Raw genomic sequence first — 13,319 nt, 5'->3', positions numbered from 1 at the left:
GCCATCGCGGGCACGCCCGCTACCACGCCTGGCCGCATTCCCTTGTGGGAGCGGGCTTGCCCGCGATAGCGATCTGGACTCCATCCCCTTATAGTTGCCCCATTCCCGCTTTATTCGAGACGCCCCATGAGTGAGCCCACGCCGTACATCTTCGACGTCACCACCGCCAACTTCGACCAGGCAGTGATCCAGAACTCCTTCGAGAAACCCGTGCTGGTGGATTTCTGGGCGGAGTGGTGCGCGCCGTGCAAGGCGTTGATGCCAATGTTGGCGAAAATTGCCGAGAGTTATCAGGGTGAGTTGCTGCTGGCCAAGGTCGATTGCGAGGCTGAGCAGGATATCGTCGCGCGTTTTGGCATTCAGAGCCTGCCCACTGTGGTGCTGTTCAAGGACGGCCAGCCGGTGGACGGGTTTGCCGGCGCGCAGCCGGAGTCGGCGGTGCGCGCAATACTGGAGCCGCACGTGCAGATGCCACCACCGGCGGCGGCTGATCCGCTGGAGCAGGCCCAGGCGCTGTTTGCCGAAGGCCGCATCAGCGATGCCGAAGCGGTGCTGGTAACGATGCTGGGTGAAGACAACACCAACGCCGGCGCGCTGATCCTGTACGCGCGCTGCCTGGCCGAGCGCGGTGAACTGGGCGAAGCCCAGGCCGTGCTCGACGCCGTGAAAAGCGATGACCACAAAGCCGCTCTCGCCGGCGCCAAGGCGCAAATCACCTTCCTGCGCCAGGCCGCCGAGCTGCCGGACGCCGCCGACTTGAAAAGCCGTCTGGCGCAAAACCCGCAGGATGATGAGGCGGCCTATCAGCTGGCGATTCAGCAGCTGGCACGCCAGCAATACGACGCGGCGCTGGAAGGCTTGCTCAAGCTGTTTATCCGCAACCGCAGCTACAGCGAAGGCTTGCCGCACAAGACCTTGCTGCAGGTGTTCGAACTGCTCGGCAATGACCACCCGCTGGTCACCGCGTACCGCCGCAAGTTATTTGCTGCGCTGTACTAATCGCCGATCCAGCTGTACAGCGGCGTATCCCCGCCGCTGGTCACTTTCACGCTGGCGTTATGGCGCAAGCGCACCAGCAGGCGCTTGCCTGATGCGGCGTCACCGGCCAAGCCTTCCAGCTGATCGAGCAGTTCCAGCCCGTTGAGTTGCCCGGCCTTGCGCAACAGGTCCTGGGCGTTCTGCCACAGATCATCATTGTGTTTGACCGGCGCGGCAGCGGGCGCGCTCGGCGTAGGCGCGGCCTGCAACTGGGCGCCCAAGCGCGCCCAATCGCCGTCGTCCAGCTCCAGGGTCAAGTCCACCGGCACGTCGCCGACCGTTCCACGAATTCGCAACATCGTCCCTACTCCTGCACTTTTTTCTGACGGGCATGCTCCCACGCGGCTTGCGCAACGCCAAGCGGGCGGTCAAACTCTGTCACTATTGTTATAAGATCACATAACAAAACTTTCATGTTCTGGAGCCTTCTCATGCGCCGTCTGCTGCTTGCTTTGCCGTTTGCCCTGCTGCCACTGGCAGTTGCCCATGCTCACGATGATCACGAACATGAGCACGGCAGCCTCGGCGCCCACGAGCATGGCGTCGGCCGTCTCAATGCGGTACTCGACGGTCAGACGCTTGAGCTGGAATTTGACAGCCCGGCCATGAACCTCGTGGGTTTTGAACACCAGGCCAGCACGCCCGCCGACAAAGCCAAGGTTGCCGCAGCCCGCAAGTCACTGGAAAACCCACTGGCCCTGCTCAATGTGCCCAAGGCCGCCGGTTGCGTGATCAGCACCCAGGAACTCAACAGCCCGCTGTTCGGCGACAAGCCTGAAGCCGATCATGATGATGACGACGATGACCACGCCACCGACGGCAAAGGCGCAGCCGCCCACGAACATCATCATGACCACAGTGAAATCCACGCCCACTACCAGTTCACCTGCGCCACGCCGACGGCCTTGAGCAACCTCGACCTGACCCAGGTGTTCAAGACCTTCCCCGCCACTCAGAAGATTCAGGTACAACTGATCGGCCCAAGCGGCCAGCAAGGTGTGGAAGCAACGGCCACCGCAGCCACCCTGAAGTTCTGATTTGAAACACGGTCAATGTGGGAGTTGGCTTGCCTGCGATAGCGGTATAACAGACACATCCATATTGAATGTGCCGCCGTCATCGCAGGCAAGCCAGCTCCCACATTGGATCGGCGCCACGCTCCACAACCAGGCGATATTGATTTCACATGACCCAAGCACTGATCGAACTGTCTGACCTGGGCTTCAACTGGCCCGGTCACCCACAGTTGCTGGACATCCCAGCGTTTAGCCTGCAAGCCGGCGAAACCCTGTTTCTCAAAGGCCCGAGCGGCAGCGGCAAAACCACGCTGCTCGGCCTGCTCGGCGGCGTGCAAAAACCCAGCCGGGGCAGCATCCGCCTGCTCGGCCAGGAGCTGACCGAACTCTCGGCCGGCGCCCGCGACCGCTTTCGCGTGGACCACACCGGCTACATCTTCCAGCAATTCAACCTGCTGCCGTTTCTGTCGGTGCGCGAGAACGTCGAGCTGCCTTGCCACTTTTCCAAGCTGCGCGCGCAACGCGCGGTTCAGCGCCACGGCAGCGTCGACCAGGCCGCCGCGACCTTGCTCGCGCATTTGGGCCTCAACGACAACAACCTGCTCGAGCGCCGCGCCGACTCACTGTCTATCGGCCAACAACAACGCGTCGCCGCCGCCCGCGCGCTGATCGGCCAACCGGAACTGGTGATCGCCGACGAACCCACCTCGGCGCTGGACTACGACGCCCGCGAAGCTTTCATTCAGTTGTTGTTCGCCGAATGCCGCGACGCTGGCGCCAGCTTGCTGTTTGTCAGCCATGACCAGAGCCTCGCGCCGCTGTTCGACCGCCACCTGTCGCTGGCCGAACTCAATCGCGCCGCCACGCCCGCAGAGGTTTGAGATGTATTTGTTTCGTCTAGCCATGGCCAGCCTGGCTAACCGCCGCTTTACCGCGATCCTCACCGCCTTTGCCATCGCGCTGTCAGTCTGCTTGCTGCTCGCGGTGGAACGCGTGCGCGTTGAGGCGCGCAACAGTTTTGCCAGCACCATCAGCGGCACCGACCTGATCGTCGGCGCGCGTTCGGGCTCGGTCAACTTGCTGCTGTACTCGGTGTTCCGTATCGGCAACGCCACCAACAACATCCGTTGGGACAGCTACGAGCACTTCGCCGCCAGCCCGCAGGTGAAATGGGCGATCCCGATTTCCCTCGGCGACTCGCACCGCGGCTATCGAGTGATGGGCACCAACCAATCCTACTTCGAGCACTACCAGTACGGCCGCAAACAGAACCTCGAACTGGCCAGCGGCCGCGCCTTTGCCACCGACCCGTTTGAAGTGGTGCTCGGCGCCGAAGTCGCCGAGGCGCTGCATTACAAGCTGGGCGACAAGCTGGTGCTGGCCCATGGTGTCGCGGTGGTCAGCCTGGTCAAACACGATGACAAACCGTTCACCGTGGTCGGCATTTTGAAACGCACCGGCACGCCGGTGGACCGTACGCTGCACATCAGCCTCGGTGGCATGGAAGCCATTCACATCGACTGGCACAACGGCGTGCCGGCCCAGGGCAAAGGTCGCATCAGCGCCGATCAGGCGCGCAACATGGACCTCACGCCACAGGCCATCACCGCGTTCATGCTCGGCCTGAACAACAAGATTTCCACCTTCGCCCTGCAACGCGAAATCAATGAATTTCGCGGCGAGCCGATGCTGGCGATATTGCCGGGCGTGGCCCTGCAAGAGTTGTGGAGCATGATGGGCACCGCCGAAAAAGCGCTGTTCGTGATCTCGCTGTTCGTGGTGCTGACCGGTTTGATCGGCATGCTCACGGCGATCCTCACCAGCCTCAACGAGCGCCGCCGTGAAATGGCCATTTTGCGCTCGGTGGGCGCGCGGCCGTGGCATATCGCAACGCTGCTGATCTTTGAAGCCTTCGCCCTGGCCTTGTCCGGCGTGGTCGCTGGCGTCGGCTTGTTGTACCTGTGCATCGCCGCCTCGCGCGGGTATTTGCAGGCCAATTACGGGCTGGACCTGCCGATGTCATGGCCGAGCGAATATGAATGGACCTTGCTCGCCGGCATTCTCGCCGCGGCGCTGTTGATGGGCAGCGTGCCCGCGTGGCGCGCCTATCGACAATCACTGGCCGATGGCCTGTCCATACGTTTATGAGGAAGGCTTCGATGCGTCGTGCCCTGTTTGCAATGCTGCTGTTGGTGGCAGTGCCCGTCTGGGCCGAAGACCAACCGAAGGATCTGTCATGGCAGGAGATGATCCCGCCGGACGCGCCGCCGGAAATCCCCAACATGAAACCGCTGCACGACCTGTCGAACATGGCCGACGCGCTGTCGGTCGAGTCGGCGCCGGCCGCCAAGCAGGACTTGCCCAACGCGCCGGTGGTGCAAAGCCTGGACGGTAAACACATCCGCTTGCCGGGTTACATCGTGCCGCTGGAAGTCAGCGAAGAAGGCCGCACCACCGAGTTTTTGCTGGTGCCGTATTTCGGCGCGTGCATCCACGTACCGCCGCCGCCCTCGAACCAGATCGTGCATGTGAAAAGCGAAGTCGGGGTGAAACTCGATGAGTTGTATCAGCCGTATTGGATCGAGGGCGCGATGCAGGTCAAGCCGTCATCCAGCGAGCTGGCCGACGCCGGTTATCAAATGGATGCCGACAAGATTTATGTCTACGAGCTGCAGGAATAGGGGCTGATCGTCCTTTCATTGAGCTGAGTCAAAGGATCGAACGGAACGATCTTTACCATTGGACGTACAACTTTTAACGTCCTTTTGGAGCTCCCATGAACAAGTCTCTGCTCGGCGCGTCCCTCTTCGCGCTCGCCCTCGCCGCCCCGGTCGCACACGCTCACGAAGCGGGCGAAATTCTGATTCGCGCCGGTGCAATTACCGTGAATCCGGAAGCTGAAAGTGGCCATGTGAAGGTCGATCAGGGCCCATTGGCGGGCACCAACCTGGGCGGCAAGGCGACCATGAGCAGCGACACCCAACTGGGGTTGAACTTCGCCTACATGCTGACCAACCACGTCGGTATCGAACTGCTGGCGGCCACGCCGTTCGAGCACGATGTGAAGATCAAGAACACCGCCCTCGGCGCCGCCAACGGCAAGCTCGGCACCCTCAAGCACCTGCCGCCAACCCTGAGCGTCGTGTACTACCCGATGGATAGCAAATCCGCCTTTCAGCCGTACGTGGGCGCCGGTATCAACTACACCTGGATCTACGACGAGCACGTCAGCAGCCGCGCCGAACAAGCCGGCTTCAGCAACTTCAAGGCCGAAAACTCCTGGGGCTGGGCCGCGCAGATCGGCGCCGACTACATGATCAACGACAAGTGGATGATCAACGCCCAGGCGCGCTACATCGACATCAGCACCAAGGCCACCGTGGACAACAATGCGCTGGGCCAGGGCACACGTGCCAAGGTCAATGTGGACGTTGACCCGATGGTTTACATGGTGGGTATCGGCTACAAGTTCTAAATCCGATTTAACTAACACTGCATAACCCATGTGGGAGCGGGCTTGTGTGGGAGTCGGGCTTGCCCGCGATGCAGACACCTCGGTGTATCAGTGATACCGAGGTGATGCGATCGCAGGCAAGCCAGCTCCCACACAAAACCCGCTCCCACATTTTGGTTTTGTGCGGTGTCAGCTGTGGCGGTAGAACCGGTCCAGCAACGCCGGCAGCCCCGCCCGCCACGCCCGAGGCTTGACGCCGAAGGTGTGCAGGATTTTCTTGCAGGCCAGCACCGCGTGTTGCGGTTCATCTGCCGCATCCGGGCGTGCCGCGTGAGCCTGGGCGGTAGGCGATTCGATCGCCAGCGGGTGGAAATTACGCGCTTCGGTAAGGATCGCCTGGCCCAGCGCCAACGGTGTGGTCGCCTCGTGCCCGGCGTAGTGATACGTGCCCCACAGCGGCGCCGCGCAATCAAGTTGCTTGAGCACCGAGATGATCACCCGCGCGGCATCGTCCACGGGCGTCGGGTTACCCCGGCGATCATCGGCCATCAGCAACTCATCCGGCTTCTCGGCCCGCGCCAAAAAGCGCCCGAGCGTGCCGTCGACGCTGTCATCCAGCAGCCAACCAAAACGCAGCAGCACATGTTGCGGGCAGGTGGCGCGCACGCTTTGCTCGATGCGCCACAGCGCCTGGCCGCGCAGGCCCAGTGGCACCGGCTCGTCTTTTTCGCTGTAGGCGGTGGCGCGGGAGCCATCGAACACGCGGTAGCTGGACGGTTGCAGCAAGGTAATGTTGTGGTGCTGGCACAGCTCGGCCAGGCGCTCGATGGCGAATTCCTGAGAGGCCAAACGGGTTTCGCTGACCGCTTCGGCCTGAAACCAGTCGAAATAGTAGGCGAGGTTGATCAACGCATCGGGACGGGTGTCGTCGAGCAATTGGGTAAGGCTCGCGGCATCCCAGCCGTCTTGGGGCGGTTTGGGTGCGAGGAAACCGATGTCTTCCTCTGCACCGAGGCGAATCAGCGCTTGCCCGAGGGCATTCCCGCCGCCCAGTAACATAAGGCGCATTCGCATAGAGTGTGCAGGCCCGGTCTGTTTGGAACGATGGTTATTGTCGGCCGGCGGATGAAGCCGGCCGTAGGTTTATTCCAGAATCGTTGCATTTTGCGGGTTTGTAGCGCAACCGTCACGGATAAAGTGCGGGGTTGCAACTTGGCACCGCCGGTTGCATATAAGGGGTATGAACCTTCCTGAAACCACGGACACGGTCTTGAACGGCTTTCACCCCGCTGTCAGCGCCTGGTTCCGCAACGCTTTCCCCTCGGTGACCAGCGCCCAGGCCCAGGCGTGGCCGCTGATTCGCCAGCGCCGCTCCACCCTGATCGCGGCGCCCACCGGTTCCGGCAAGACCTTGACGGCGTTCCTCGCCGTGCTGGATGACCTGGTGCACAAAGGTCTGGCGAATGGCGGGCAACTGCCGGACGAGACGCTGGTGGTGTATGTCTCGCCGCTCAAGGCATTGTCCAACGACATCCAGATCAACCTGCAAAACCCGCTCACCGGCATCACCGCGCAGCTGCAGGCGATGGGCTTGCCGCCCTTGGTGATCCGCACCGCCGTGCGCACCGGCGACACCCCGCAAAAAGACCGCGCACAGATGCGCAAGCGCCCGCCGCATATCCTGGTGACCACCCCGGAATCGCTCTACGTGCTGCTGGGTTCGGACTCCGGCCGGCACATGCTCGCCAGCACGCGCACGGTGATCGTCGATGAAATCCACGCCATTGCCGCCAGCAAACGCGGCAGCCATATGGCCCTGAGCCTGGAACGCCTGCAGGGCCTGTGCGCCGAACCGCTGACCCGCATTGGCCTGTCAGCCACGCAAAAGCCCATCGAGGCGGTGTCGCGCTTTTTGGTCGGCACCGACCGCCCCTGCGCAATTGTCGATATCGGCCACGCCCGCCCGCGTGACCTGGATATCGAAGTGCCGCCGGTGCCGCTCTCGGCGGTCATGGCCAACGACGTGTGGGAACTGGTCTACAACCGCCTCGCCGAGTTGGCGCGCGAACACCGCACCACGCTGATTTTCGTCAACACCCGGCGCCTGGCCGAACGCCTGGCGCGGCACTTGAGCGAGCGCCTGGGCAAAACCGCCGTGGCCGCGCACCACGGCAGCCTGGCCAAAGAGCTGCGCCTGGACGCCGAGCAACGGCTCAAGGCCGGCGAGTTGCAAGTGCTGATCGCCACTGCGTCTCTGGAGCTGGGGATTGATATCGGTGACGTCGACCTGGTGTGTCAGATCGGCTCGCCCGGCTCAATCAATGGTTTCCTGCAACGCGTCGGCCGTTCCGGGCACCAGGTCGGCGGCACGCCCAAGGGGCGCCTGTTCGCCACCACCCGCGACGACTTGATCGAGTGCGCCGCCCTGCTCGACTGCGTGCGCCGGGGTGAGCTGGACACCTTGCAGATCCCGGTCGCGCCGCTGGATGTACTGGCCCAGCAGATCATCGCCGAAGTCAGTGCGCAGGAATGGTCGGAACCCGCATTGCTCGATCTCATTCGCCGCGCCGCGCCCTACGCCGCGCTGGATCAGCGCCATTACCGGGCGCTGTTGCAGATGCTCGCCGAGGGCTATAACGGCCGCCAGGGCATCCGTAGCGCCTACCTGCACCGCGACGCCGTGACCCACACCCTGCGCGGCCGCCGTGGCGCCAAGCTGACCGCCGTGACCAGCGGCGGCACCATCCCCGACAACGCCGACTACAGCGTGCTGCTGGAGCCGCAGAGCCTGAACATCGGCAGCGTCAACGAAGACTTCGCGGTGGAAAGCATCGCTGGGGATATCTTCCAGCTCGGTAATACGTCCTACAGAATTTTGCGGGTCGAAGCCGGCAAGGTGCGAGTTGAGGACGCCCATGGCCAGCCGCCGACCATTCCGTTCTGGCTGGGCGAGGCGCCGGGGCGCAGCAACGAATTGTCGGCGGCGGTGGCGCGGTTTCAAGGCCAGCTCGACGCGCTGCTCAGCGCCACGCCCGGCGACTTGCAAGCGGCCCTCGACTGGCTCACCGGCACCCTTGGCCTGAACCACGCCAGCGCCGAGCAGATCCTCGATTACCTGGCCCGCGCACGCCTGGCCCTGAGCGCGCTGCCGTCCCAGGACACGTTGATCATGGAGCGGTTTTTCGACGAGTCCGGCGGCACCCAACTGATCATTCACACGCCGTTTGGCAGCCGTATCAATCGCGCCTGGGGCCTGGCGTTGCGCAAGCGTTTTTGCCGCACGTTCAATGTCGAATTGCAGGCGGCGGCCAGTGAAAATGCAATCGTGCTGTCGCTGTCGACCAGCCACAGTTTTGAGCTGGATGACGTGTGGCGGTATCTGAACAGCAACAGTGCCGAGCACGTCCTGATCCAGGCTGTGCTGGACGCGCCGCTGTTTGGCGTGCGCTGGCGCTGGAACGCCGGTGTGGCACTGGCGTTGCCGCGTTATACCGGCGGGCGCAAAGTGGCGCCGCAGATCCAGCGCATGAAAAGCGAAGACCTGATCGCCAACGTGTTTCCCGACCAGATCGCCTGCCTGGAAAACCTCGCCGGCGAGCGCGAAGTGCCCGAGCACCCCTTGGTGGAGCAGACCCTCGACGACTGCCTGCACGACGCCATGGACAGCAACGCCTGGCTGGCGCTGCTGCGGCGCATGGAAAGCGGCGAAGTGCGGCTGATCAGCCGTGACCTGCCGGCGCCCTCGCCCATGGCCGCGGAAATTCTCAGCGCGCGCCCCTACACCTTTCTCGACGATGCCCCCTTGGAGGAACGCCGTACCCAAGCCGTGCTCAACCGGCGCTGGAGCGACCCGCACAGCACCGACGACCTCGGCGCGCTGGATGCCGAGGCCATCGCCGGCGTGCGCGAGGAAGCCTGGCCGGCGCCCAATGGCCTGGACGAAATGCACGAAGCGCTGATGAGCCTGGCCTGCATTGCCACTCACGAGGTCATGCCGCAATGGGCCGAGTGGCTGCAGGCCTTGGCCAAGGGTGGGCGCGCCTATGCATTGAGCAATGGCCTGTGGGTGGCGGTGGAACGCTTGAGCTGTTTGCAGGCTATCTATCCCAACGACTTGCCGTTGCTGCCGGGCTTCGATGAACCCTGGACCACTGATGATGCGCTGGTCGAAGTGCTGCGCGCCCGCCTCGGCGGGTTCGGCCCGCTGAGCCTGATCGAGATCGCCGCGCCATTGGCCCTGCCGGTGGCAGACGTAACCCAGGCACTCGCTCGCCTGGAGCACGAAGGCTACGTGCTGCGCGGCCGTTTCAGCCCTGGCGCCAGCGAAGAACAGTGGTGCGAACGGCATTTGCTCGCGCGCATTCATCGCTACACGGTCAAGCGCCTGCGCCGGGAAATCGAGCCGGTGGCGCTGCAGGATTTCATGCGCTTTCTGTTCGATTGGCAGCACCTGTCCGAGGGCACACGCGGCCAGGGCAGCGCCATGTTGCCGCAGATTGTCGCGCAGTTTGAGGGCTACGCCGCCGCCACCTCGGCTTGGGACACTGACCTGCTGAGCGCGCGCCTGAAGGATTACTCATCCACCTGGCTCGACGACCTGTGCCGCAGCGGCAAGCTGGTGTGGACGCGGCTGAGCAACAAGGCTGGCGCGATGGCCCTGCGCAGCACACCGGTGGTGTTGCTGCCGCGCAGCCAAGTGCCGCTGTGGAGCGGGCTGACCGAGATGACCGACAGCACCACGCTGTCGCCCAAAGCGCAGAAAGTCCACGTGGCGCTGCGTGAACATGGCGCGCTGTTTTTCGACGAACTGGTGCACGAAGCCCATCTGCTGCGCAGCGAACTGGAGACGGCGCTGCAGGAACTGGTGGGCGCAGGGCTGGTGAATGCCGACAGCTTCGCCGGCCTGCGCGCGCTGACCACACCCGCCAGCAAACGCCAGGCGCGCAGCAGCCGGCGCGGACGCGGGGCGTTTATCGGCGGCATGGACGACGCCGGGCGCTGGGCTTTGCTGCGCCGTTCACCGAGCGCCGCCGGGCCACATTCGGCCGAGACGCTGGAGCATGTGGCGATGACCTTGCTGCGCCGCTATGGCGTGGTGTTCTGGCGGTTGCTGGAGCGTGAGGCGGATTGGTTGCCGAGCTGGCGCGAATTGCTGCGTACTTTCCATAGGCTCGAAGCGCGCGGGGAGATCCGCGGCGGGCGGTTCGTCAGTGGGCTGGCGGGCGAGCAGTTTGCGTTGCCGGAGGCAATTGCGTCATTGCGCGAAGTCCGCCGCCGGCCGCATGACGGCAGTTTGATTGCGGTGTGCGGGGCTGATCCGCTGAACCTGGTGGGCACGCTGCTGCCGGGCAGTAAAGTGCCGGCGGTGAGTGGCAATCGGGTGGTGTACCGCGACGGGCTGCCGGCGGCGGTGATGGTCGGCGGCAAGCAGCAGATATGGGTGGAGGTGGATCAGTTGGCGGTGCAGGAGAAGTTGATCAGGCATTAAGTCGCAGTGACTTCAAGGGCCTCATCGCAGGCAAGCCAGCTCCCACATTGAACGGGTTCACACGGTCAAAAGGTGGGAGCCGGGCTTGCCCGCGATGGGGCCAGCCCAGACACCTTCCCTCACTGGGTACGCGGCTGCTCGGTCAACACCACCGAAGCCGGCGCCTCCTCATCCGGCTCATCCACCTGCGCCGTGCGCTTGGGCAGCAAGACCTGCTGTGGATAAGTTTGCGCGAAGTGCACCTCATCACAGTTATCCACAAGCTTTTTCAAGCGCTGGTTGAACGCGCGGCTCACCGCGTATTGCCCGCCCGACACCGTGCGGAACTGCGCGGTCAGCACCACGCCGTTGAGGTCCATCTTGTCGACGCCAAACACCTCCAGCGGCCCTTGCAGGTTGTACTTGAGGAACACGTCATCGCGAATCGATTGCCCGGCCTCGCGGATCAGGTCCACGGCCTTGTCCACATCGGTGTCGTAGGTGAACTGCACTGAGAAGAACGCATAGGCAAATTGCCGCGACTGGTTGGTGACCGCCTTGATCTGCCCGAACGGCACCGAGTGCACGAAACCCTTGCCGTCACGCAGGCGCAACGTACGGATGGTCAGGCCTTCTACGGTACCGGCGTGGCCGGAGTCGAGCACGACCCAATCGCCGATGGACAGCGTGTCTTCGATGATGATGAACAGGCCAGTGATCACGTCCTGCACCAATTGCTGCGAGCCAAAACCGATGGCCAGACCGACCACACCGGCACCGGCCAGCAACGGCGCGACGTTGATGCCAAGGTTGGCCATGGTGGTGATCGCGCAGATCACCACCAGGATGATTTTCACCGCGTTACGCAGCAGCGGCAGGATGGTTTTGACCCGCGTACTCGGCTGACGGCTGGAGCGTTTATTGACCGGCGGTTTCAGCGCTTCCTGAATCGCGGTGTCGAGCACCACCCAGAACAGCCAGGTCATCAGCAGGATCAGGCCGATGCTGCTCAGGGAGTCGCTGATCGCGCGGCCCACCGAGTTGCGCTGGGCAAATTCGAACAGCGAGATGCCCCAGATACGCCCCAGAATTTCGATAAACGCGATGGCCATGGCGATGCGCAAGATCGCGTGCAACAGGCTCAGGAAGCGCTCCTTGTAGGCGCTGCTGCGCTGGATCGCCACCTGGCTGCGGGACTTGAACAGGTGTTGCAACACCGTGCTGAGAAACACCGTGCCGATCAGCAAGATCGTGGTGAACAGCGCACAGCGCAGCGCCTTCTGGTTATCGTCGCCGGCACCGATCAGGTTGATCGCCGAGACCAGCACCATCAACAGAATCGGCCAGTACCACAGCCCGGAAAACACTCGCAGCGATTGCTGCAGCGCAGGGTGTTTGAGGCGCTGGGCCAGTGGCCGATTGCGGATCAAATGCGCCACCGGCCGGCGCAGGCGCACCACCAATACACCGAAAATCACCGCCGCGAACAGGCCGGTGAAAACCGCGATGCTGCTGGTGATATTGCCACCCAACTGTCGGGCGATCTGCGGGCTGGTCAGCGCGTCGCTGAGGGCGGCCAGGAAGCCGATAAGGAACAGCGGCTTGGGGCAGTAGTTGCGAATGATCTGCACGGCCGGGCGCTTGTGGCCGAGATTGAACATGACGATCACGCACAGCAACATCGACGTGGAAAAGATGCCGCTGCTGGTGGCGTAGGCAAAACACAGCGCCAGCGCGCGACCCACCGACGAGGCCAGGAAGTGGCTGACGTAGAGGGTCAGTGGCAGACAGATGAGCGCGGGGATCGTGTAGGGCACCACATACCCCAAGACTGCCAGCAAGCGTTCGCGTCGCTCGACAAAATGCCGCCGACTCAAGCGCTGCACAACTAAGTGCCCCAGCAGGGTCAACACCGCAAAGGCGCCAACCCAGACGCCGGACAGCAGCAGGAAGTCGCCGGCCACGCTCCACGGCGAGCGTTCAGCCGTCTGGTCGACCAAGCGGCCCACCTCATCCGCCGCGCGATCGGCGCGCAAGCGCCAGGCGTCGATGAGGTTCTGGTTGAGGTCAAGCTTGTCCTGTACATCGTCAATGCTGGAACTGATGGCGCCCAACAGGCCGCCCTCGACCAGCAACTCCGGTTTGGCCGGTTCAGCCGCTGCGGCAGGCGCTGCGGCGGCCGCAGGCGTTGCAGCTTGCAGCGCGCCATTGCCACACAGCAGCAGCGCACCAAGCAGTAATGCAGTCTTTAAATTCAGCAAAACACCGGGCTCCATCAGCAGGGTCTGTAAGGAACTGACGGGTTTGAGCCTTGATCGTTCCCCGCCATCGGGCATCTTTGCCT

Annotated in this window: 10 protein-coding genes; 7 read left to right on the top strand and 3 right to left on the bottom strand. The window is 63.4% G+C overall.

Features of this window, described 5'->3' with window-relative positions; translation table 11 throughout:
- The first annotated feature begins 126 nt into the window (after nucleotides 1–126).
- Nucleotides 127–999 carry a thioredoxin gene (gene trxA / locus ACM530_RS13275; protein ID WP_416364922.1) on the top strand — a complete coding sequence of 291 codons (873 nt, stop codon included), beginning with the start codon at nucleotides 127–129 and terminating at the stop codon, nucleotides 997–999.
- Here the strand turns inward: trxA and ACM530_RS13270 are convergent.
- Entirely contained in the window at nucleotides 996–1,337 is a 342-nt protein-coding gene (locus ACM530_RS13270) for a hypothetical protein (RefSeq protein ID WP_404485299.1), read from the bottom strand. The two genes, trxA and ACM530_RS13270, sit on opposite strands and share 4 nt — an antisense overlap.
- A gap of 132 nt (nucleotides 1,338–1,469) precedes the next feature.
- On the opposite strand from ACM530_RS13270, the gene ACM530_RS13265 reads away from it, so the two are divergent.
- The 5 genes from ACM530_RS13265 to ACM530_RS13245 all read left to right on the top strand — a co-directional run bounded on the left by ACM530_RS13265 (nucleotide 1,470) and on the right by ACM530_RS13245 (nucleotide 5,529).
- Nucleotides 1,470–2,075: a DUF2796 domain-containing protein gene (locus ACM530_RS13265; RefSeq protein WP_416364921.1), complete on the top strand. Its 606-nt coding sequence runs from the start codon at nucleotides 1,470–1,472 to the stop codon at nucleotides 2,073–2,075.
- 149 nt (nucleotides 2,076–2,224) lie between these two features.
- The gene (locus ACM530_RS13260) at nucleotides 2,225–2,935 is read left to right on the top strand and encodes an ABC transporter ATP-binding protein (protein WP_145162641.1); all 711 of its coding nucleotides are present in this window, start codon (nucleotides 2,225–2,227) and stop codon (nucleotides 2,933–2,935) included.
- 1 nt (nucleotide 2,936) lies between these two features.
- A complete protein-coding gene (locus ACM530_RS13255; RefSeq protein ID WP_262208822.1) occupies nucleotides 2,937–4,202 on the top strand; it encodes an ABC transporter permease in 1,266 nt (421 codons plus the stop codon).
- An 11-nt stretch (nucleotides 4,203–4,213) separates the two neighbouring features.
- Nucleotides 4,214–4,735: a DUF3299 domain-containing protein gene (locus ACM530_RS13250; protein ID WP_106580232.1), complete on the top strand. Its 522-nt coding sequence runs from the start codon at nucleotides 4,214–4,216 to the stop codon at nucleotides 4,733–4,735.
- A gap of 95 nt (nucleotides 4,736–4,830) precedes the next feature.
- Entirely contained in the window at nucleotides 4,831–5,529 is a 699-nt protein-coding gene (locus ACM530_RS13245; RefSeq protein ID WP_145162650.1) for an OmpW/AlkL family protein, read from the top strand.
- Between the two features lie 168 nt (nucleotides 5,530–5,697).
- On the opposite strand, the gene ACM530_RS13240 is transcribed toward ACM530_RS13245, so the two are convergent.
- On the bottom strand, nucleotides 5,698–6,582 hold the full coding sequence (locus ACM530_RS13240) for a sugar nucleotide-binding protein (protein ID WP_416364920.1): 885 nt from the start codon (nucleotides 6,580–6,582) through the stop codon (nucleotides 5,698–5,700).
- 166 nt (nucleotides 6,583–6,748) lie between these two features.
- On the opposite strand from ACM530_RS13240, the gene ACM530_RS13235 reads away from it, so the two are divergent.
- Nucleotides 6,749–10,996 carry a DEAD/DEAH box helicase gene (locus tag ACM530_RS13235; protein ID WP_416364919.1) on the top strand — a complete coding sequence of 1,416 codons (4,248 nt, stop codon included), beginning with the start codon at nucleotides 6,749–6,751 and terminating at the stop codon, nucleotides 10,994–10,996.
- A 119-nt stretch (nucleotides 10,997–11,115) separates the two neighbouring features.
- Here the strand turns inward: ACM530_RS13235 and ACM530_RS13230 are convergent, their stop codons facing one another.
- Nucleotides 11,116–13,236 carry a mechanosensitive ion channel family protein gene (locus ACM530_RS13230; protein WP_416364918.1) on the bottom strand — a complete coding sequence of 707 codons (2,121 nt, stop codon included), beginning with the start codon at nucleotides 13,234–13,236 and terminating at the stop codon, nucleotides 11,116–11,118.
- Nucleotides 13,237–13,319: the final 83 nt, after the last annotated feature.

Origin of the sequence: Pseudomonas sp. NFX183 (assembly GCF_047943075.1) — a bacterium.
GTDB lineage: Bacteria > Pseudomonadota > Gammaproteobacteria > Pseudomonadales > Pseudomonadaceae > Aquipseudomonas.
Note: the sequence above shows the minus strand (reverse complement) of the source record. Positions and strands in the feature narration are given on the sequence as shown.